Annotated in this window: 22 protein-coding genes; 5 read left to right on the top strand and 17 right to left on the bottom strand. The window is 63.2% G+C overall.

Annotated elements, in window-relative coordinates; genetic code table 11:
• The first annotated feature begins 15 nt into the window (after positions 1 to 15).
• Positions 16 to 858, top strand: coding sequence for a helix-turn-helix domain-containing protein (locus CBW50_RS23490; RefSeq protein WP_226935837.1), 843 nt, complete (start codon positions 16 to 18; stop codon positions 856 to 858).
• 11 nt (positions 859 to 869) lie between these two features.
• Here the strand turns inward: CBW50_RS23490 and CBW50_RS23495 are convergent, their stop codons facing one another.
• On the bottom strand, positions 870 to 1,484 hold the full coding sequence (locus CBW50_RS23495; RefSeq protein WP_216356401.1) for a flavin reductase family protein: 615 nt from the start codon (positions 1,482 to 1,484) through the stop codon (positions 870 to 872).
• A 193-nt stretch (positions 1,485 to 1,677) separates the two neighbouring features.
• Here CBW50_RS23495 and CBW50_RS23500 point away from each other — a divergent pair, with 193 nt between their 5' ends.
• The 4 genes from CBW50_RS23500 (at position 1,678) to CBW50_RS23515 (ending at position 5,861) form a co-directional block, all read left to right on the top strand.
• Entirely contained in the window at positions 1,678 to 2,739 is a 1,062-nt protein-coding gene (locus CBW50_RS23500) for an AI-2E family transporter (RefSeq protein ID WP_086147758.1), read from the top strand.
• 375 nt (positions 2,740 to 3,114) lie between these two features.
• Positions 3,115 to 3,573: a hypothetical protein gene (locus tag CBW50_RS23505; protein ID WP_086147759.1), complete on the top strand. Its 459-nt coding sequence runs from the start codon at positions 3,115 to 3,117 to the stop codon at positions 3,571 to 3,573.
• Between the two features lie 70 nt (positions 3,574 to 3,643).
• The gene (locus CBW50_RS23510; RefSeq protein ID WP_086147760.1) at positions 3,644 to 5,074 is read left to right on the top strand and encodes a hypothetical protein; all 1,431 of its coding nucleotides are present in this window, start codon (positions 3,644 to 3,646) and stop codon (positions 5,072 to 5,074) included.
• Between the two features lie 127 nt (positions 5,075 to 5,201).
• Positions 5,202 to 5,861, top strand: coding sequence for a glutathione S-transferase family protein (locus CBW50_RS23515; RefSeq protein WP_086147761.1), 660 nt, complete (start codon positions 5,202 to 5,204; stop codon positions 5,859 to 5,861).
• 6 nt (positions 5,862 to 5,867) lie between these two features.
• On the opposite strand, the gene CBW50_RS23520 is transcribed toward CBW50_RS23515, so the two are convergent.
• The 16 genes from CBW50_RS23520 to CBW50_RS23595 form a co-directional block, all read right to left on the bottom strand.
• Positions 5,868 to 6,173: an NIPSNAP family protein gene (locus CBW50_RS23520; RefSeq protein ID WP_086147762.1), complete on the bottom strand. Its 306-nt coding sequence runs from the start codon at positions 6,171 to 6,173 to the stop codon at positions 5,868 to 5,870.
• Complete coding sequence (locus tag CBW50_RS23525; RefSeq protein ID WP_086147763.1) at positions 6,170 to 7,051, bottom strand: WD40 repeat domain-containing protein; 882 nt, start codon at positions 7,049 to 7,051, stop codon at positions 6,170 to 6,172. Before CBW50_RS23525 ends, CBW50_RS23520 begins: the two co-directional genes overlap by 4 nt.
• A 41-nt stretch (positions 7,052 to 7,092) precedes the next feature.
• Complete coding sequence (locus CBW50_RS23530; protein WP_086147764.1) at positions 7,093 to 7,602, bottom strand: GNAT family N-acetyltransferase; 510 nt, start codon at positions 7,600 to 7,602, stop codon at positions 7,093 to 7,095.
• 65 nt (positions 7,603 to 7,667) lie between these two features.
• The gene (locus CBW50_RS23535) at positions 7,668 to 8,213 is read right to left on the bottom strand and encodes a phosphoribosyltransferase (RefSeq protein WP_034752020.1); all 546 of its coding nucleotides are present in this window, start codon (positions 8,211 to 8,213) and stop codon (positions 7,668 to 7,670) included.
• A gap of 66 nt (positions 8,214 to 8,279) precedes the next feature.
• Positions 8,280 to 9,593, bottom strand: coding sequence for an adenylosuccinate synthase (locus CBW50_RS23540; RefSeq protein ID WP_086147765.1), 1,314 nt, complete (start codon positions 9,591 to 9,593; stop codon positions 8,280 to 8,282).
• Between the two features lie 3 nt (positions 9,594 to 9,596).
• Positions 9,597 to 10,757: an ATP phosphoribosyltransferase regulatory subunit gene (locus CBW50_RS23545; RefSeq protein ID WP_035820702.1), complete on the bottom strand. Its 1,161-nt coding sequence runs from the start codon at positions 10,755 to 10,757 to the stop codon at positions 9,597 to 9,599.
• Between the two features lie 272 nt (positions 10,758 to 11,029).
• A complete protein-coding gene (gene hflC / locus CBW50_RS23550) occupies positions 11,030 to 11,917 on the bottom strand; it encodes a protease modulator HflC (protein ID WP_086147766.1) in 888 nt (295 codons plus the stop codon).
• Entirely contained in the window at positions 11,917 to 13,212 is a 1,296-nt protein-coding gene (gene hflK / locus CBW50_RS23555; RefSeq protein ID WP_086147767.1) for an FtsH protease activity modulator HflK, read from the bottom strand. The genes hflC and hflK overlap by 1 nt, the downstream gene beginning before the upstream one ends.
• A 2-nt stretch (positions 13,213 to 13,214) precedes the next feature.
• A complete protein-coding gene (hflX, locus tag CBW50_RS23560; RefSeq protein WP_086147768.1) occupies positions 13,215 to 14,438 on the bottom strand; it encodes a GTPase HflX in 1,224 nt (407 codons plus the stop codon).
• 114 nt (positions 14,439 to 14,552) lie between these two features.
• On the bottom strand, positions 14,553 to 14,789 hold the full coding sequence (gene hfq, locus CBW50_RS23565) for an RNA chaperone Hfq (RefSeq protein ID WP_008450615.1): 237 nt from the start codon (positions 14,787 to 14,789) through the stop codon (positions 14,553 to 14,555).
• Between the two features lie 239 nt (positions 14,790 to 15,028).
• A complete protein-coding gene (der, locus tag CBW50_RS23570; RefSeq protein ID WP_070221915.1) occupies positions 15,029 to 16,375 on the bottom strand; it encodes a ribosome biogenesis GTPase Der in 1,347 nt (448 codons plus the stop codon).
• A 4-nt stretch (positions 16,376 to 16,379) separates the two neighbouring features.
• A complete protein-coding gene (gene bamB / locus CBW50_RS23575) occupies positions 16,380 to 17,525 on the bottom strand; it encodes an outer membrane protein assembly factor BamB (protein ID WP_086147769.1) in 1,146 nt (381 codons plus the stop codon).
• A gap of 85 nt (positions 17,526 to 17,610) precedes the next feature.
• The gene (locus CBW50_RS23580) at positions 17,611 to 18,279 is read right to left on the bottom strand and encodes a tetratricopeptide repeat protein (RefSeq protein WP_086147770.1); all 669 of its coding nucleotides are present in this window, start codon (positions 18,277 to 18,279) and stop codon (positions 17,611 to 17,613) included.
• Positions 18,280 to 18,333: 54 nt separating this feature from the next.
• Complete coding sequence (hisS, locus tag CBW50_RS23585) at positions 18,334 to 19,695, bottom strand: histidine--tRNA ligase (protein ID WP_086147771.1); 1,362 nt, start codon at positions 19,693 to 19,695, stop codon at positions 18,334 to 18,336.
• 32 nt (positions 19,696 to 19,727) lie between these two features.
• Positions 19,728 to 20,996, bottom strand: a complete 1,269-nt coding sequence (ispG, locus tag CBW50_RS23590) for a flavodoxin-dependent (E)-4-hydroxy-3-methylbut-2-enyl-diphosphate synthase (RefSeq protein ID WP_086147772.1) — start codon at positions 20,994 to 20,996, stop codon at positions 19,728 to 19,730.
• Between the two features lie 56 nt (positions 20,997 to 21,052).
• Positions 21,053 to 21,314 (bottom strand): DUF4115 domain-containing protein (locus CBW50_RS23595; protein WP_139842612.1); only part of this gene is annotated, 262 nt, incomplete at its 5' end.

Consider the following 21,314-nt stretch of genomic DNA (forward strand, 5'->3'; position numbering starts at 1 on the left):
CACAGGAGACAAATATTGGATAAAGCCGACAGCACGGTCAATCTGCTTGCCGCGCGCGGGCTGGCGCCGAAAGGCATCGTCGACCCGCAGGCGGCGGCGCGCCGCATACGCCTGGCGACCTACCCGCCGGCCGCCGCGCTGGCGCCGTTCATCGACTATTTCTGGGTCGTCGAATGGGACAGGCGGGGCTGCGCGCCGGAGACGCAGCGCGTGCTGCCCTACCCGAACGCCCACCTGGTGTTCGACCTTGGCCGCACGGCCATCCATGGCGTGGTGCGCGGCGCCTTCGACCGGCCCTTGACCGGCGCGGGCAAGGTGCTGGGCGTGCGCTTCGCGCCGGGCGGCCTGCGCCCGTTCATCAGCCAGCCCCTGTCATCGTTCACCGACACGACCATTGCCGCCGATGCCCTGCTGGACATGCCGGTCGCGCAAGCCGAGGCACGGGTGCTGCGGCAAGCCGACGATGCGGCCATGGTGGCGCAGGCGCAGGCACTGCTGCTGGCAAGGCGGCCGCAGATCGATGACGCCGCCCTGCTGGCCGCCAGGCTGACTGCCGCCGCCGCGGCACACGACGGCCCGGCCAGCGTGGCGCAGCTGTGCGAGAACATGGCCATCGGCGAACGCCGGCTGCAGCGCCTGTTCGCCAACTACGTGGGCGTGCCGCCAAAATGGGTGATCCAGCGCTACCGCCTGCAGGAGGCGATCTGGCGCCTGGCGCAGCCCGACGCGCCCGACCTGGTCAGCCTGGCGCATGCACTGGGCTTTTTTGACCAGGCCCATTTCAGCCGCAGTTTTACGGAACTGGTGGGTACTACGCCGCTCGACTATCGCCGCTCGCAACTGGCGACCGCCGCCTAGCCCGTCGCGTACTATGGCCAGGCGGGCCGGCGCATGCGGAACAGGCTGTCGGGTCCGATTTCGAAATAATCGGCCGGACCGCCGCCGCGCAATATCGGCGCGGCGGCAGCCGTGTCGTACACGCCATCGGTCAACAGATGGCGCGCAATATGCACGCCCACCACTTCGCCCAGCACCAGCCAGCTGCCGACACTGTCGCCATTGACGCCTTCGAGCTCGATGATCTGCGTGCGCCGGCATTCGAAGGAGACGGGGCTTTCGGCCACGCGCGGCACCTTGACGATGCGCGAGGCGGCCGGCGTCAGGCCGGCCAGCGCGAATTCGTCGATCTCGGGCGGGGCCGGCGCGCAGCTGGCGTTCATCGCCTCGGCCAGCGGACGGGTCGCCAGGTTCCACACGAATTCGCCCGTCTGCTCGATATTGCGCAGGGTATCCTTGCGGCCGATGCTGGAAAAACCGATCAGCGGCGGCGTGTAATTGAAAGCGTTGAAAAAACTGTAGGGCGCCAGATTGAGCACGCCCTCGCCGCTGCGCGAGGCGATCCAGCCGATCGGACGCGGCCCGACAATCGCGTTGAAGGGATCGTGCGGCAAGCCGTGGCCCTGCGCAGGTTCATAAAAATGCATGTGATCGGCCACGCTGATTCCTGAAGTGAGGGGCGCCGGGGATGGGGCGCCGGGAACGACAGCTTACTGGAACTGCCGCCACAACGTTGCCAGCCACCCGGCGCCAGGTGCGCAGCGCGACAATTGTATGGCGCGCTGCAGCACGCCTCGCTTATGATGGGGCAACTCAACCCTTCTCATTGCGCCACCACCCATGCATACCCTCACGCTGCACCAAAAAGTGTTCTTGCTCCTCTTGAGTATCGTCACCATCGGCTTTGGCTGGATACTGGCGCCGTACGCAGGCGCCGTCTTCTGGGGCATGGTGCTGGCGATCCTGTTTGCGCCCGTCTACCGCTGGCTGCTGGCCAAAACCAAGGGGCGCGCCGGCCTGGCGTCGCTGCTGACCTTGCTGTTGATCATCGTCATCGTCATCCTGCCCTTGTCGCTCATTTCCGTGTCGCTGGTGAACCAGGCGGCGGGCGTGGTGGAAATGGTGCGCTCGGGCGAAATCACGGTGGGCATGTTCTTCAACAAAATCATGGCCGTGCTGCCGCAATGGCTGATCAATCTGCTCGAACGCTTCAACCTGTCCAGCCTGGCGAGCCTGCAGGACAAGCTGGCCGATGGCGCCACGCAGGTCAGCCAGGTGGTGGCGGTAAAAGCCATCAATGTGGGCCTGTACACGTTTGAATTCCTCACCAGCCTGTGCATCATGCTGTACCTGCTGTTTTTCCTCATGCGCGACGGCTCGGCCCTGTCGGCACGCATCAAGGCCGCCGTGCCGCTGAGCCGCAAGTACAAGCAGCGCCTGTTTAACAATTTCACGACGGTGATCCGCGCCACCGTGAAAGGCAACATTCTGGTCGCGATCGCCCAGGGCGCCCTCGGCGGCCTGGCGTTCTGGTTCCTCGACGTGCCCGCGCCCCTGCTGTGGGCCGTGCTGATGGCCTTCCTGTCGCTGCTGCCCGCCGTCGGCGCCGCCCTCGTCTGGGCGCCCGTGGCCGCCTACTTCCTGGCCACGGGCGCCGTCTGGCAAGGCGCGGGCCTGGCGGCGTTCGGCGTCTTCGTCATCGGCCTGGTCGACAACGTGCTGCGCCCCGTTTTGGTGGGCAAGGATACCAAGATGCCCGACTACGTGGTGCTGCTGTCGACCGTCGGCGGCATGGCCCTGTTCGGCCTGAACGGCTTCGTCATCGGCCCCGTGGTGGCGGCCCTGTTCATCGCCGCGTGGGACCTGTTTGTCTCGGCCAGCGAATTCCAGGCCGAGGACTGACGCCTGGCCGCTGGGCGGCAGCCGGACATGGGCCGAAAAAGCCCTCCCCGTCACCGATGATGCGGCGCCCCGGCATGGCGGAAGGCGGCCCGGCATCGGGTCGCCGCCCCATCATGCCCACATAGTCCATCAGGAACCCGGTGCCGCCGGCAGTGTCACTTGCGTCGGCCAAAACAGGCTGCGGCAGCCTTGCTGCAGAGTGTCCGACGGCCCAGGCCAGTCACGGCAACTATCCACATGAGACCACATTTCGCAGCAACTATCATGTTGCAATGGTGCGATTTTAGCAACAGAATCAAAAATATAGTTTTTGACGCAGTTGGCGCCGCGGCGTAGTGTCGGTCCTCCCGACACCCACGTAATGAGGAGCCTCCCATGGCAAATCCACTGTGCTTGATGATGCCGGTGCTACCCGGCACCAATCCGATCTCCATCGCCGCAGCGTTGCAGGAATACCAGGCGAAGATCAATGCCGCCCTCACCGATATCGGTACCGTGCACTTTGCCCGTTTCACCCTGCTTGACCGCTCCCAGGCCAATCTGCTGCCCAACATTGGCTCGGCAGGCGCTTCCGGCACCCTGGTCATCGGCGTGATCACCGAGTATGACGGCAGTTTCAACAGCTACATCGAAGACTTTGTGGCCCAACTGGGCGAGGTATTCGACGCGCTGCTGCAGTTTGTCGTGGGCGGCAAGGCGCTGATGCCCGTTGCCGACCACGTGGCCGCATTTGAAGCCTTCATCACCGCCAACGACGCCGCGCAGCAGGTGCCCAATATCGGCCTGTATAGCGCCTATCCGCAGACCGTCCAGCAAATCCTCGCCTCAAGCTGAACCGCACCCCGCGCCGGGGCTGCGCTGACGGCCCCGCCATCTTGCCAGCCCCTGCCCCCGGAGAGACAGCATGGCCGATCCCATCATCGATTACGACGACGTGCAAGGCACGATACTGCGCGGCTACCGCGTCAACCTGGCGCGCCATTTCATCTTCAGCATCACGGATGCGGTACTGGCGCGGCGCACCATCGCGGCCCTGCTCGACGGCAGCGACGGACTGCCGTCGATTACCACCGCGCGCCACATCAGCCCCAAACCGCCGTGCTTCCTGAACCTCAGCTTTACCGCTCCCGGCCTGTCCGCGCTGGGAGTGGGCGCGGCCGACCTGGCCACGTTTGACCTGGCATTTCAACGGGGCGCCGCCGACCCGGCCAGCATCGCCGCCGTGGGCGACGTGGGCGACAGCGCCCCCGAACACTGGCTCGGCAACCTGGGAGCGGCCACCGAGGCCGGCCAGGTGCATGCGCTGCTGAGCCTGTGGGTCAGCGCATCGCCGGAAGTGCTGCAGGCAACGTCGGCCGCCCTACGGCATGCCTTTGCCGCCGGCTGGCGTGAACTGTATGCCCACGACGGCGTGGCCCTGCCAGGCAACCGCGTGCATTTCGGCTACCGCGACAACATCGCCCAGCCGGACGTCGATGGCGCCCCGCAGCGCAAGCATGAGCACGAGCCCGACCCGCTCAACAGCGTCAAGACGGGGGAATTCCTGCTCGGCTATCCGAATGAAAACGGCGGCACCTACCGGGTGCAGCCGCCGCAACTGTCCACCAATGGCAGCTATGCCGCCTTCCGCATCCTGGAGCAGGACGTGGCCCTGTTCGACAGCATCCTGAGCCAGGGCGCGGCCAGTTCCGGACTCAGCACCGAGATGGTGGCCGCCAAGATGTGCGGGCGCTGGCGCAACGGCAATCCGCTGGTGCTCAGGCCGGACGAGCCCGGCCCCGAGCTGCCGGATGCCAGCCTGAACCATTTTCACTATGTCGATGGCGCACAGCCGCAACTGGACGACACGCTGGGCCTGAAATGCCCGGTCGGCGCGCATATCCGGCGCAACAATCCGCGCGACGAAGGCGTCGTGGGCACCTCCGCACGCCACCACCGCATCGTGCGGCGCGCCATGCCCTACGGTAGCGAATATGATCCGGCCGCCCCCATCGCGGAACGCCGCGGCCTGGTCGGCTACTTCATCAACGCCAACCTGCGCAATCAGTTCGAATTCCTGATGGAGCAATGGAACGATGACGATACTTTCGTCAAATCAGCCGTCGGCCCGGCCGGTCCCGAGGCCGGCAATGCCACCTTCAACATCAGCGGCCAGGACGTGTTTTTGGGAATCAATGACCCGTCCGTCAGTTCCTTCACCTTGCCCGGCGTGGGTCCCAAGGGCAGCGGCAATACGACACTGCGGCATTTCTCGCGCAGCGTCATCACGCGGGGCGGCGTATATTGCTTCTTCCCCAGCATCACGGGACTGCGCTACCTGGCGAGCCTGGGCTAAGGATGGCGGCGGCAAGCGAAACGGCAGGTGCACGAACTGCCCGGATCGCTTGCTTTGAGCCTGACATTGCACTATCGTTGCAGCACGCGCGTGTTGCCAACCTAGCAAAATGACAGGAGATTCCAGCGTGTCACTCATACTCTACGGCCATCCCTTCTCCTCGTACACGCAAAAGGTGCTCATCGCCCTGTACGAGAATGCCATACCGTTCAGCTTCCGCTGCCTGGCGCCGGACATGCCCGAGCACCTGCACGAGTGGCTGGAGCGCTGGCCGCTGCGCAAATTCCCGCTGCTGGTGGATGGGGAGCGCAACGTCGCCGAGACCAGCATTATCATCGAATACCTGCAACTGGCCCATCCGGGTCCGCTGCGCCTGCTGCCGGACGACGCCATGCAGGCGCTGGACGTGCGCTTTCTCGACCGCTATTTCGACCTGCACGTCATGACGCCCGTGCAGCATGCCGTCGGCGCCGCGCTGACCGGCGACCCGGCGAAGGCCCGGGAAGGCCGCGCGTTTGCCGCTGAAAAACTGGAGCTCGCCTACGCCTGGCTGGAAACCCGCCTGGCCGGCAAGACGTGGGCGACGGGCGAAGACTTTACCCTGGCCGACTGCGCCGCCGCTCCCTCGCTGTTCTATGCGGATTGGACGCAGCCGATTCCAGCCACGCTGCCCCTGCTGCGCGCCTACCGCGCGCGCCTGCTGGCCCGCCCATCATTCGCCCGCGCGGTGGAAGAGGCACGTCCGTACCGCCACCTCTTCCCCCTGGGTGCGCCACAGCGCGATTGAGGCGGATCAGGCAAACACGGGCCGGAAAAAACTGCGTTCATAGCTGACGATGCAGCGCGTCTCTTCGGCATAGCGGAAGGCGGCCTGGCATTCGGCGTCCTGCATCGAATCAGTGCGGTACTGCTCGTACAAGGCCAGGCTGGGGAACGAGAACATGGCCAGCGCCACATTGCTGGTCCCTTCCGATGGCAAAAAGTAGCCGTGGTGCTGGCCGCCGAAGCGTTCGACCAGCGGTATCCACAGCTTGCCGTAGGCTTCGAATTCCCGCAATTTATACGGGTCGATGATGTAGCGCAAATAACAGGTGATCATGCGATTTCCTTGTGAACATTCAACTCCATCAGCACGCCAGACTCCCACGAGCCGATGGCGGCCAGTGGCGAGCCAGGCAAAAAGTCCAGCGCGCAGGGATAAATAAAGTTTTCCTGCGCCAGGACGTTTAACCCGGGCCAGCCGTAAAACAGCAGCTTGCCCTTGCCGATGCGTCCCAGCGCGCTGCCGTCGGGCAGCCAGCGCAAGCCGTTGCCCGTGCCGCCGCCCGCTTCCACGGGCACCCTGGCCAGCACGCGGCCATCGTCCATCGCCTGCACGGACAGATACTCCACGCCGCCGGCGTGGTGCAGCACGGCCAGGCGCGCGCCGTCCGGCGATGGCGCGCAGGACATGATGCCGGGCAGCGACAGCACCACGCGGCCGCCCCCCGCCTGCAGCGGCCAGTCCCACACGCTGCAATAATCGGGCGGCTGCACCTGCCCCTCGGCCACGGATTTGACGCCATGCTGGACCAGCAGACGCCGTCCGCCATCGATGGCGCAGGCATCGCGCAGCATCTCGCCCGGATGCTCCTGCATGAACAGCACCTCGCCCGTCTGCGCGTCGCGCACGCGCAGGCGGCCGTCCCAGCCGCCGTCGGCAAGCTGCTGCCCGCACGGCGACCACGCGGGGTCGGAGCCTTCGCGATCCTTTTTATTCTGGAAGTTGAGCAGCAGTTGCCCCGACTGCGCATCGACCACGGCCATCTGGCCCGTCGTGCTCTTGATGGCGATCCGGCTGCCGTCGGGCGAGAACGCCATGCCCGACATGTGCGCGATGAACTTGCCGCGCCACAGCTTGATCCGCGCCGCCACGTCCCACAGGACCAGGTCGCGTCCCAGCACGGCCAGGCGCGTGCCATCGGGCGAAAACTGCACGCCCTAGCTGCAGCCCAGCTTCAGGGGCTTCGGCCTTGCCGTCATGGGCGCGCCAGCCGGTACACGACGGTATCGAGGTCGTAATGGCGCTCCATGCCCTCGTACTGCATGCCCAGGCGCGTCATGACCTTGATCGAGGCGGCATTGTCCGGATGCGCCACGGCCACCACTTCGGGCGCGCCGACGACACCGAACGCATGCGCGACGATGGCGACCGCCGCCTCGCTGGCATAGCCCTGGCCCCAGCCCGTACGCGCCAGGCGCCAGCCGATTTCATGCGGTTTATTTTTGTCTCCATCGAGATGCTGCAGGCAAGCCATGCCCACCATCTCGCCGTCGTCGAGGCGGATCAGCGCCCACCACGAATAGCCCCACTCGGCCCAGCGCCCCATGGTGCGCGTAATAGCCGCGCGCGTCACCTCTTCCGACTCGGGCTGGCCCGCGTTCAGGTAGGTCATCACCTCGGGATCGGTGTTGAGCGTGCGCATGCGCTCGTAGTGGCTCTCGTTGATCGGTTCCAGGCGCAGGCGCGCCGTCGTCAGTATGGTCATCGCATTTCCTTGGACGAAAAAAAAGACGATACACGATCGTCTTTTTTTTGCAAGCGCGCACGCAATTACTTGCCTGCTTCGCCCTTCTTGATCCACGCCGCCAGCTGGTGCGGACGCAGGCCGTCGTAGTCTTCGAACGGCTGATGGATCCACGGATTGTGCGGCAGTTCGTCGAGGAAGTAGTCGGGACGCACGACGGAGCAGCCCTTCAGCCAGATCACGGCCGATTTGACTTCCGTCACATCGGGGAAGTTTTCCTTCAGGTGACGCGTGACCTTGTCCAGCGTGACGCCGGAATCGGCCAGGTCGTCGACCAGCAGGATGCGGCCGGCCAGCGGACCCTTGGTCATGGTCATGTACTTGGCGATATCGAGGTCGCCGCGCACCGTGCCCGCGTCCTCGCGGTAGGAGCTGGTCGACAGGATGGCCAGCGGCAAATCAAAAATGCGCGAGAACACGTCGCCAGGACGCACGCCGCCGCGCGCCAGGCACAATACCTGGTCAAATTTCCAGCCCGATTCGTAGACCTTGAGCGCCAGGCGCTCGATCAGGCGGTGGTACTCTTCCCAGTTGACCCAGAGATGTTGATCGTTCGATTGTGGGGTAGTCATGATAGTGGAATCTTATTATTAGCGTGATTAAAAAAATCCGCCTTGCGGCGGATTGTGTCCAGCAGCTTACTCGAATGGGTGGCGCAGCACGATCGTTTCTTCACGATCCGGACCGGTCGAAACCATGTCCACTGGCACGCCGACCAGTTCTTCGATGCGCTTGATATAAGCGCGCGCCGTTGCCGGCAGGGCCGCCAGCGATTTCGCGCCGACGGTGCTTTCCGTCCAGCCCGGCATTTCTTCGTACACGGGCACGCAACGGGCCGCTTCTTCAGCGCCCGACGGGAAGATGTCCGTGGCGACGCCATCGATGGTGTAGCCGGTGCACAGTTTCAGCGTTTCGATACCGTCCAGCACGTCCAGCTTGGTCAGGCACATGCCCGTCACGCCGTTGATCTGCACGGAGCGGCGCAGCAAGGCGGCGTCGAACCAGCCGCAGCGGCGGGCACGGCCCGTCACGGTGCCGAATTCATGGCCGACTTGCGCCAGGTGGTGGCCGACGCCCGCATCCGTTGGCAGTTCCGAAGGGAACGGGCCGGAGCCGACGCGCGTCGTGTAGGCCTTGGTAATGCCCATGATGTAGTGCAGCATGCCGGGACCGACGCCCGAACCGGCGGCGGCATTGCCAGCCACGCAGTTCGACGAGGTGACGAACGGGTAGGTGCCGTGGTCGACGTCGAGCAGGGAACCCTGCGCGCCTTCGAACAGCAGGTTGGCGCCGGCCTTGTGCGCCTTGTACAGCGCGCTCGACACGTCGGTGACCATCGGACGCAGACGCGGCACGTAAGCCAGCGCGTCGTCGAGGGTCTTCTGGTAATCGATGCGCGGAGCCTTCAGGTAGTGCTCCAGCACGAAGTTGTGGTAATCGAGGTTTTCCGCCAGTTTTTCAGCAAAACGGGCTTCGTTCAACAGGTCGGCGACGCGGATGGCGCGGCGCGCCACCTTGTCTTCATAGGCCGGGCCGATGCCCTTGCCGGTGGTGCCGATCTTGGCCGCGCCGCGCGCGGCTTCGCGGGCCAGGTCGAGTGCCGAGTGGTAAGGCAGGATCACCGGCGCGGCGTCCGACACTTTCAGGCGCGAGGCGACTTCAACGCCGACCGCTTCGAGCTTGTCGATTTCGCGCAGCACGTCCGGCACGGAAACGACCACGCCGTTACCGATGTAGCAGGCGACGCCTGGACGCATGATGCCCGACGGGATCAGTTGCAGCGCGGTTTTGACGCCGCCGATGACCAGCGTGTGGCCTGCATTGTGGCCGCCCTGGAAGCGCACCACACCCTGGGCGTGATCGGTCAACCAGTCGACGATCTTGCCTTTACCTTCATCGCCCCATTGGGTGCCGATGACAACGACGTTCTTTGCCATAATTTTCTTTGACATCACTCAACCTAAGTTTTTAAGAATCCAGCTACTACCATTATCGGCAAGTACCAGCACGCGATCGCACTCGAACTCGTCTTGTTCATTACTGTGACCCGGCATACTCTGGATCACGACCTCGCCCGCCTTGCGCAACTCGGCGATTTTTTCCTTCAATTCTGGCGCGCTGCCCCACGGCGCGCGGATCGAATGCTTCCGTTCCGCGGTCGGCAACAGGCGCGCCAGTTCGCGCAAATCGAGCGAGAAGCCGGTCGCGGGACGTGCCCGGCCGAACGCTTCGCCGACGTGGTCATAACGGCCGCCGCGCGCAACGGCGTTCGGCAAGCCAGGTACATACAGCGCAAACATCGCGCCACTTTCATATTGGTAGCCGCGCAGGTCGGCCAGGTCGATCGCCACTTCGGCGCGGCCCAGGGCAGATCCTGCCAGCGCGGCCAGTTCGGCCAGCGCCTTGAGCACGCCCGGCAGCGGCGGCAGCACTTCGCGCGCACGCGCCAGCACATCGATGTCGCCGTACAGGTTCGGCAAGGCCAGCAGCGCATCGCGCGTGACAGCATCGTAGGATGCGGTCAGGGCGCGCAGGCCCGGCGCATCCTTGGCGCGCAGCAGGGTGTACAGCGCAGCCTCGTCACGCACGGCAGCGGCATCTTGCGCAATGATAGCGCGCAACAGGCCGACGTGCGACAAATCCAGGCGCACGCTGTCGAAACCGGCCAGCGCCAGCGAGGCGAGCGCCAGTTCCTGGATCTCGGCATCCGCTTCCAGGCCGGCGTGGCCATAGATTTCGGCGCCGATCTGCAGCGGCTCACGGGTGGCGTGCAGGCCCGACGGACGGGTATGCAGCACGCTGCCGGCGTAGCACAGGCGGGTGACGGTTGCACGGTTGAGCAGGTGGGCGTCGATGCGCGCCACTTGCGTCGTCATGTCGGCGCGCAGGCCGAGCATGCGGCCCGACAGCTGGTCGACCAGTTTGAACGTGCGCAGGTCGGTATCCTTGCCGGCGCCGGTCATCAGCGATTCCAGATACTCGAGCAGCGGCGGCATGACCAGTTCATATCCGTACAGACGGAAATTATCCAGCATGAGGCGGCGCAGCTCTTCGATCTTGCGCGCTTCCGACGGCAGAACATCGGCAATATTTTCGGGCAAAAGCCAATTCGGCATGAGGGAGCGAGATACGGAAGAAAGTTGAAAAATGCATCATGCGAGGCAGCGGCGGGCGCGCCAGGCAAGAGGCCGAACCTGATATTTTACGCGAAAACGCGGGCCTTTAGGGATAAGTTGTCCGAAACGGTGACGCGCAGGGCTAAAAACACTGCATTTTACGCCTTCCCGCAACGGTGCGGCGGGCACAAAAAAAARCGGGGCCGGCATCGATGCCGGCCCCGCCGCGGCTGCCACCCGCCCTTGCGGCCGGGTGCAGTGTCGATGCTGCCTTACTTCTTGGCCGGACCGGCTGCGCCGCCGCCCTTGAAGTACTTGAAGAATTCCGAACTCGGGTCGACCACCATCACGTCACCCTTGTCCTTGAACGTGGCGCGGTAGGCTTCCAGACTACGGTAGAACTTGTAGAACTCGGGGTTCTTGCCGAAGGCTTCCGCATAGATCTGCGACGCCTTGGCGTCGCCCTCGCCGCGGATCTTCTCGGCTTCGCGATACGCTTCGGCCAGGATCACCGTGCGCTGCTTGTCGGCGTCGGCGCGGATTTTCTCGGAGTCGGCCGAACCGGTCGAACGCAGTTCATTGGCCACACGCACGCGCTCGGACTTCATGCGCTCGTACACGGAGTTGTTGATCTGCTCGACGTAGTCGACGCGCTTCAGGCGCACATCGACGATGCCCACGCCGATGGCTTCGGCCTCGGCCGCCACCTTGGCCTTGATCGCCTGCATCACCTTGCCACGCTCGCCCGAGATCACTTCGCGCACCGTGCGCTTGGTGATTTCATCGTTCAGCGCGGCCTTGACGATTTGCGACATGCGGTTGCGGGCGCGGCTTTCATCGCCGCCGAAGCTGCGGAAATAGGTCTTCGGATTGACGATGCGCCACTTCACATACGCGTCGACGAGGATGTTCTTCTTCTCGGCCGTGATGAAGCGTTCCGGCTCCGGCGTGTCGAGCGTCAGGATGCGCTTGTCCAGGTAGATGACGTTCTGGAACGGCGGCGGCAGCTTGAAGTACAAGCCAGGTTTGCTGATTTCTTCCTTGACTTCGCCAAGGGCGAAGACGATGGCGTATTTACGCTGATCGACGACGAACACGGTCGAGGAAAGGAGCATGATCGCGATAAAGCCCGCGATCAGGGCGGCAACGATACGGTTCATTAGCGGCTCTCCCGTTCACGCGAAGAGCGGCTGTCGCGGCGCTGATTCACTTCTACTGTCGGCATGGCTTCCTGTGGCAAAACGGTATTGGCTGCGGGCGAGGACGCTGCGGCGCGCGCTGCCGCGGCCGAGGCGTCCGACGCCGCCTGCTGGGCGATCAACTTGTCGAGCGGCAGATACAGCAGATTGCTGCCCGTCTTGGCGTCAACCATGACCTTGCTGGCACTGCTGAACACTTGCTGCATCGTTTCCAGGTACATGCGGTCGCGCGTGACGGCCGGCGCCTTCTGGTACTCGACCAGCACCTGCTTGAAACGCGACGCATTACCTTCGGAGTTCTCGGTCACCATGGCCCGGTAGGCCTCGGCTTCCTGCACCAGGCGGAATGCTGCGCCGCGTGCTTTCGGAATGACGTCATTGGCGTAGGCCTGGCCTTCATTCTTCTGGCGCTCACGGTCCTGGCCGGCCTTGACGGCATCGTCGAAGGCGGCTTGCACCTGCTCCGGCGGCTGCACGGCCTGCATCGTCACGTTGTTAATCAACACGCCAACCTTGTAATCATCAAGAATCTGCTGCATCAATTTCTGCGTATCAAAAGCCACTTTTTCGCGGCCTTCATACAGCACGAAGTCCATCTTGCTGCGGCCGACCACTTCGCGGATCGCCGTTTCGGCGACCTGGCGCAAGGTGTCTTCCTGCTCGCGCACGTTGAACAGCCATTCGACAGGATCTTTCAAGGTGTACTGCACCGCAAACTGGATGTCGATGATGTTTTCATCGTCCGTCAGCATCAGCGACTCGCTGGCCTGCTTGTTGCGCAGCGACGTGCGATAACCGACTTCCACGGTGCGCACCTGCGACACGTTGACGGTTTCATCGGTCTGGAACGGATACGGCCAGCGCCAGTTGAAACCGGCCGGCGCCGTGCGCGTGACTTTGCCGAACGTCAGCACGACGCCGCTCTGGCCCTCCTGCACGATGAAGGCGCCGCTGGCGAGCCAGATGAAGACGGCAATCACGCCGACCACGCCGGCGGTGATGCCGGCGCCCTTCATGTCGGGACGCGGGCCGCTGCCGCCGCCGTTGTTATTGCCGCCGTTGTCGGGACGGTTCTTCTGTCCGAAAAAGGCGTTCAGGCGCTGGTTGAAATCGCGCCACAGCTGATCGAGGTCCGGCGGACCTTCGCCGGGCTTTTTGCCTTCTTGGGCTTTCTTGCCGTCGTCCTTGCGATTGCCCCAGCGGGGATCGTTCAGGGACAACTTCAAGCCTGTTTTTTTGAGTAGGGAGACAAGCATAACTATCGTGTTCCGACTTTGGAGTGGGTGGAAAACCTATCGTCCTCGCCAGGCTCTTCGGCCTGGTCCGGGGCGGCGCCATCGTGCTGGTCGTACTGACCGTCAAACTGATCTTCCTGCTGTGCTTCATCGCTCTGATAGAGGTGGGCCGAACGGGGCGCCTTCTTCGCCATCTCGACGATGGCATCGCGCAGCAGGTCGAGACCGCTGCCCTTCTGCGCACTGACGAACACGCGACTGATCGTAGCATATTCGTCGCGCTCCACCGAAGGCTCCAGCCCGGCCGCATCGATCTTGTTCCACACGAGGATTTGCGGAATATGATCGGCGCCGATCTCCTTCAGGACCAGGTTGACCTGTTCGATCTGCTCCATGCGCACCGGCGACGCGGCATCGACGACGTGCAGCAGCAGATCGGCATGGATGGTTTCTTCAAGCGTGGCGCGGAAGGCGGCCACCAGCTGGTGCGGCAATTCGCGCACGAAGCCGACCGTGTCGGAGATCACCACGTTGCCCACCTCCTGGCCCAGGTAAACCCGGCGCGAGGTGGTGTCCAGGGTAGCGAACAACTGATCGGCGACATACACGCCGGCCTTGGTCACGGCATTGAACAGGGTCGACTTGCCGGCATTGGTATAGCCGACCAGGGACACGGAGAATGTGTGATTGCGGCCGCGCGCGCGGCGCTGCGTTTCGCGCTGCTTGTGCAGTTTTTCCAGGCGCGCGCGCAGCGCCTTGACACGCTCGCCGATCAGCCGGCGGTCGGTCTCGAGCTGCGTCTCGCCGGGACCGCGCAAGCCGATACCGCCCTTTTGCCGCTCAAGGTGAGTCCAGCCGCGGATCAGGCGCGTAGCCAGATGCTGCAGCTGGGCCAGCTCGACCTGCAGCTTGCCCTCGTGGCTCTTGGCGCGCTGCGCAAAGATGTCGAGAATCAGGCTGGTACGGTCGAGTACCCGCACATTCAGGCGCTTTTCCAGATTGCGCTGCTGGGCGGGCGAGAGGGCATGGTTGAAAATGACGATTTCCAGGCCATCATTGACGACGACGTCGCCAATTTCATCGGCCTTGCCGCTGCCGACAAAATAGGCGGAATCGGGGCTGGAACGCTTGGCCGTGATGGTGGAAATCGGGTCCGCACCGGCGGAACGCGACAACAGCATCAATTCCTCCATGCTGGCGGCAAAGTCGCTGTGACCGAAGTCAACCCCGACTAGTGCCGCGCGCATGATGGCATCAGATGAGTTGCGGCGGACGCCGACGCCGATGCAAACGCATCAGCGCCGCTGGCGCGGACGGGAGCGATGGAGGGTGAAAGGCGCCGGGCCGTCAAGCTCAACGCTTTACTCCGCTTCAGATTCAATATTGAGATTGACGGCACGGGCCGGCACCACTGTCGAGATGGCGTGCTTGTACACCATCTGCGTGACCGTATTGCGCAGCAATACGACATATTGATCGAACGATTCGATATGGCCCTGCAATTTAATGCCATTGACCAGGTAGATCGAGACAGGAACATGCTCTTTGCGTAATGCATTGAGGAATGGGTCTTGTAACAGTTGCCCTTTGTTGCTCATAACAGCTCCGTTGTTTATGTTGTTGTATAAGAATTGGAGGCGACTCGCTTGATTTCAAGTGCTCTCACACCTTTCAAAGAGAGAAAGATGCATCACAGCTACTGTAACCTGTTTTCGCGATCGCTGTCGCGCATGGCGCATTAACACTTTATTATTTCCGTGCAAATGGCCATCTTTATTTGCTGTCGGCGCCGCATTATCGCTGCGGCGCCTTAATTGATGCTTAACCCAGCACGATTTTACTTGCTTGGCGTGCGCGCAAACGGGTTTTTGCCCGTACGCAATTCGATGCGCAACGGCGTGCCGACCAGGGCAAAGGTATCGCGGAAATGTTTTTCCAGATACCGTTTGTACGGATCGCCAACGGCGTCGAGCGCATTGCCGTGAATCACGATTACAGGCGGGTTCATGCCGCCCTGGTGCGCATAGCGCAGCTTCGGACGAATCGAGCCCTTGCGGCGCGGCTCCTGCTTCTCCACGGCCTCGATCAGGGCGCGCGTCAGCTTCGGCGTCGACAAATCGCACATGGCGGCCGCATAGGCGGCGTTGAGCGACTTCATCAGCGGGCCGATGTTGGTGCCTTTCAGCGCCGAAATGAAATGCATCTGCGCGAACGACAGGAAATCGAGCTTGCGGTCGATATCGATCTTGATTTCATCGCGCTGGTGCGATTGCAGGCCATCCCATTTGTTCACGGCCACCACCAGCGCGCGGCCCGATTCCAGGATGAAGCCGGCGATATGCGCGTCCTGCTCGGAAATATCCTGCTGCGCGTCGAGCATCAGCACGACCACGTTGGCTTCGGAAATCGACTGCAGCGTTTTCACCACCGAGAATTTCTCGATTGCCTCGAACACCTTGCCGCGGCGGCGGATACCGGCCGTGTCGATCAAGGTGTATTGCTGGCCATCGCGCTCGAATGGAATCTCGATCGAATCGCGCGTCGTGCCCGGCATGTCGAAGGCGATCACGCGCTCTTCGCCCAGCAAGGTGTTGATCAAGGTCGACTTGCCCACGTTCGGACGGCCGACGAGGGCGATCTTGATGCCGCGGTCGGTCTTTTCCAGCTCTTCAGGCTCGTCCGGACGCTGCGCGAACGCCAGGTCCAGCATCACTTCGACCAGATCGTTGACGCCGTCGCCGTGCGCCGACGAGATCGCATACGGATCGCCCATGCCCAATTCATAGAATTCGGACACGACGGCCGTATAGCGCATGCCTTCGCTTTTGTTGACCACCAGCAAGACCGGACGGCCGCTCTTGCGCAGGAAGTCGACGATGGTCTTGTCATGCGGGGTCAGGCCTTGACGGCCGTCCACGATGAATACCACCACGTCGGCCTCGGCCACGGCCTGCTTGGTCTGCAGTGCCATCTGGTGCATGATGCCTTCCTTGGCGACGGGCTCGAAACCACCCGTATCGATGACCAGGAAGGGACGTTCGCCGACACGGCCTTCGCCATAGTGACGATCGCGCGTCAACCCAGGCAAATCCGCCACCAGCGCATCGCGCGAGCGGGTCAGACGATTGAATAAGGTCGATTTCCCAACATTGGGTCGACCTACTAGTGCAATTACCGGCTTCATTGTATTACTCGACCGCAAGAGCGGTCACTGTCCCTGATTGGGTTTGAAAAATCAAATTCGAACCGGCGACAACGGGAGCCGAAACAACCGGGCTGCCGTCGGTACTGATCCGACCTATTAATGCGCCATCTTCCCGTGACAGGAAGTGGATGTAACCTTGATAGTCGCCGACGGCGACGCTGCGGCCGTAGGAGGCCGGCGTCGACAGGCGGCGGCGCGCCAGCGCCTCGTTCTTCCAGGCGCTCTGGCCGCCTTCGCGGCTGAACGCCACCACGGCGCCCTGGTCATCGGCAACAAACACGAAACGCTGGTCGACGGCCACGCCCACATCGGACGAGATCGGCTTGGTCCAGCGCGGCACGCCCGTGACAGCGTCGAAGCAGCCTGCCTTGCCCTGGTACGTGACGGCGCACACTTCGCCCTCGAACACCACCGGCGTGCCGGCGATGTCGGAGACGCGCTCCAGTTCCGTGGCGCCGCGCGGTTCGCTGACGACGATCTCCCAGCGTACCACACCGGTCGCCGCCGTCAGTGCCAGCAGCTTGCCGCCTGGCTGGGCCACGTACACATTCGCGCCGCCCGGCACCATGCCCGGCGCATTGCGCAAGGTCAATGCCGGCGTGGCGCGCTGCACCGTCCACTTGCGTTCGCCCGTCTTGGCATCGAGACCGACGATGCGGTTGTCCACGCTGCGCACCACCACCACGCCCTGGGTGACCACTGGCGGGGTCAGCACTTCGCTCGATGCCTGCGCCTTCCACAGCTGCTTGCCGTCGGCGTCGAAGGCCAGCACGGCGCCTTTCGCGGCGCCCACGGCCACCAGGGTGCCATCGCTGCCGGCGCCGGAGGTGATGTCGCTGCCAGCCTTGATGCGCCACGCTTCACGGCCCGTAGCCGCATCCAGGCGCGCCAGCGCACCGTCGGCGCTGACCACGTACAGGCTGCCGCCGGCCAGGGCCGGCGTGAACGCGTACACGCCGGCCTTGCCGATCGAATACTTCCAGGCGTCGCGCACGGCGATGCTCGATTTTAACTCGACCAGCTTGGCCGGCTCGACTTTCGGATCTTTCGAGGCGAACGGGTTCCAGGACGAGCAACCGGCCATCAGGGCCAACAGACTTGCAGCTACCAGCTTTTCAGTGACACGCATAAGTGTTATCCAACCTTTTTCTTGTACTTGTAAGGGCAAGGCCAGCGGCGGAAAACGCCGCACGGCCGAACCGTCAGTGTTCCTGTCAGGCGGCAGCCTTGTCAGCCTTGGCCTTGTCTTCCGGCACCGTGCCACCGATCGCTTCCAGTTTGACCTGGATCAATTGATGGCCTGGATTGTTCTTGTCCGTCGCGGCTATCGCGGCCAGGTAGGCGGTGCGGGCATCGGCCAGCTTGTTTTGCGCCACCAGGACGTCGCCCTTGCGGTCGGCCACGGCGCCGGCAAATTGCGGCACAGTAACAGCTGCCAGCACTTTCAGCGCTTCATCGTAGGCTTTCTCGTCCAGCAGCACGCCGGCCAGGCGCAGTCTGGCGATGGCCTTGTACTCTTCCGTGCCGTGCTCGGCCACCCATTGCAGCTGGGTCTTCGCCGTTTTCAGGTCATTCGCGTCGAACGCCACCTTGGCCGCGGCCAGGGCGCTCATCTGCGCATACGCCGTGCCGCCGAAGCGCGACTGCATGTCGCCGGCCGCGCGCATCACCTTGGCCGTGTCCTTGGCGGCGATAGCGTTCTGCAGCTCGTCGTACAACTGGCCCGCTTGCGCCGCCTGGGTGCGCTGGTAATACTGCCAGCCGGCCCAGCCGCTGTAACCTGCCAGCGCCACGATCAGGACCCAGGAGGTCAGATTGCCATTGCGCTGCCACCAGGCCTTGAGGGTTGCCAGTTGTTCTTGTTCTTCGTGATCGTATGCCATGGGTCGTCAGTTTTAATGAGTAGTTGATCGAGGGTAGTACGGTCTTGCTTCAAATCAATGGTGGTGATGCACATGGCCGCCAGGACCGTGGTCGTGGCCGCAATCGTGGTCGCCGATGATCTGGTCCACCACATAATCGACGACATCGTCGAACGGTACCGTGTTCTGCTGCGCGCCGGCATCGGCTTCGCGCATGGCTTTCACCGTGGCGACGTTGTTGGCGATTTCATCGTCGCCCAGGATCACGGCAAACGCCGCGCCGCTGGCATCGGCCTTTTTCATCTGCGTCTTGAAGCTGCCGCCGCCATTGCTCGCCGCGCAATGTAGCACAACGTCCAGGCCTGCATCGCGAATCCGCTCGGCCAGCACGAAAGCTTGCAAGCCTGCCTGCTCGCCCTGGTGCACCAGGTAGACGTCGCACTGGGCTGGCTGTTCCGGCTCGGCCGCATCCTTCATCAGCAGCACCAGGCGCTCGACGCCCATGCCGAAACCGACGGCCGGCGTCGATTTGCCGCCAAACATTTCCACCATGCCATCATAGCGGCCGCCGGCGCAGACCGTGCCTTGCGCGCCCAGCTTGTCGCTGACCCACTCGAACACCGTGCGGTTGTAGTAATCGAGGCCGCGCACCAGGCGCGGATTGATGGTGAATGGGATATTGTTGTGGTTCAAGATCTTCTGCACGCCGTGGAAGTGGGCCAGCGATTCCTCGCCCAGGTAGTCGAGCAGCTTCGGCGCGCCATTGACCAGGTCCTGCATGGCAGGATTCTTGGTGTCGAGAATGCGCAGCGGATTGCTGTGCAGGCGGCGCTTGGCCTCTTCGTCGAGCTGTTCGCTGTGGCTTTCCAGATAGGCAATCAGGTCGGCGCGGTGGCGCAGGCGCTCGGCCGCGTCGCCGATCGAGTTCAGTTCCAGGCGGATGCCTTCCAGGCCCAGGTCATCCCACAGGCGGCGCGACAGCATGATGATCTCGGCGTCGATATCCGGGCCCGTGAAACCGATGGCTTCCACGCCGAACTGGTGGAACTGGCGGTAGCGGCCCTTCTGCGGACGCTCGTGGCGGAACATCTGGCCCTTGTACCACAGGCGTTTCGGGCCTTCGTAGACGAGGTTGTGCTCGACCACGGCGCGCACCACGCCGGCCGTGCCTTCAGGGCGCAGGGTCAGGTTGTCGCCGTTCATCGAATCGGTGAACGAATACATTTCCTTTTCCACGATATCGGTCACGGCGCCGATAGCGCGCGCGAACAGCTTCGTTTCTTCCACGATTGGCGTGCGGATCTGCTGGAAGCCGTAGCTTTGCAGCACGGATTGCGCCGTATTTTCAAACAATTCCCACAACGGGGCATCGGCCGGCAGGATATCGTTCATGCCTTTGACGGCAGTGATCTTATCGAGTTTTTTATTTTCGGACATAGTGTTCTTCTTTGCTTTTGATCGGATCAGGCTCAGGCAGCAACCGTTTTTCCGTAGTGACTCTTTACATAATTCAAGACGATGTCCTGGAATTCCTCGACGATGCGTTCGCCGCGCAGGGTAACGACTTTCTCGCCGTCAACAAACACGGGCGCAGCCGGCGACTCGCCCGTGCCCGGCAGGCTGATGCCGATGTTCGCATGTTTCGATTCGCCGGGACCGTTGACGATGCAGCCCATGACGGCCACGTTCATCGCTTCCACGCCCGGATACGATTTTTTCCACTCCGGCATCTGCTCGCGCAGATAGGTCTGGATATTGTCGGCCAGCTCCTGGAAGGTGGTCGACGTCGTGCGGCCGCAGCCGGGACAGGCGATCACCATGGGCGCGAACTTGCGCAAGCCCATGGTCTGCAGGATTTCCTGGCCGACGATGACTTCGCGCGTGCGGTCGCCGCCCGGCTCGGGCGTGAGCGAGATGCGGATGGTGTCGCCGATGCCTTCCTGCAGCAGCACGGACAGTGCCGCCGTCGAGGCGACGATACCCTTGCTGCCCATGCCCGCTTCCGTCAGGCCCAGGTGCAGCGGATAGTCGCAGCGCCGGGCCAGTTCGCGGTACACGGCGATCAAATCTTGCACACCAGAAACCTTGCACGACAGAATGATCTTGTCGCGGCCCAGGCCCAACTCTTCGGCGCGCACGGCGTTCTCAATGGCCGACGTCACCAGCGCCTCGTACATGACGGCTTGCGCCGGCCACGGTTCGGCGCGGCCCGCGTTTTCATCCATGATGCGCGCCAGCAAGGCCTGGTCCAGGCTGCCCCAGTTCACGCCGATGCGCACCGGTTTGTCATACTTGCAAGCCGCTTCGATCATCTGCGCAAATTGCGTATCGCGCTTGGCGCCCTTGCCCACATTGCCTGGATTGATGCGGTACTTCGACAGCGCGCGCGCGCAATCGGGGTAGTCGCTCAGCAGAGTATGGCCGTTATAGTGAAAATCACCCACCAGCGGCACGTCGATGTCCATCTTGTCGAGCTGCTCGCGAATGTAGGGCACGGCGGCGGCAGCTTCAGGACGGTCCACCGTCAGGCGCACCAGTTCCGACCCGGCGCGTGCCAGTTCCTTGATCTGGATCGCCGTGCCGACGGCGTCGGCCGTATCCGTGTTCGTCATCGACTGCACCACCACGGGGGCGTCGCCGCCCACCCAGATCTGGCGCTGGCCGTGCGCGATCAGCACCTTGCGGCTGTCGCGCCGGTCGGAAGGGCCGGAACCGATCGCTGTTTTCGAGGTAGCCATAATATTATCTTGTGAGTTTGCTTACTTAAACTGCCGGTTTATACGCTGCTTGATGCTTATTTGATACTTACGCGCGAGATCGTGCCGCCCGCAACGGTCGGCAAGTCCAGCTTGGCGCCGCGCAAGGTTGCCTGCACGACACCCGGCTTGCCCACCACCAGGGTGGCCGGGCCCGTGATATCAAAGGTTTCCGTGCTGCCGGCCTTGACCATGCGCGAAATCAGCGGCTTGGTGCCGGGGCGGCGAATCTCCACCCAGGAATCCTGCTCCACTTTCAGCACCAGCGCATTCGCGCCCGCGGCGACGACGGGCGGCGTG

It is taken from the genome of Janthinobacterium sp. GW458P, from assembly GCF_002127585.1.
Lineage (GTDB): Bacteria > Pseudomonadota > Gammaproteobacteria > Burkholderiales > Burkholderiaceae_D > Janthinobacterium.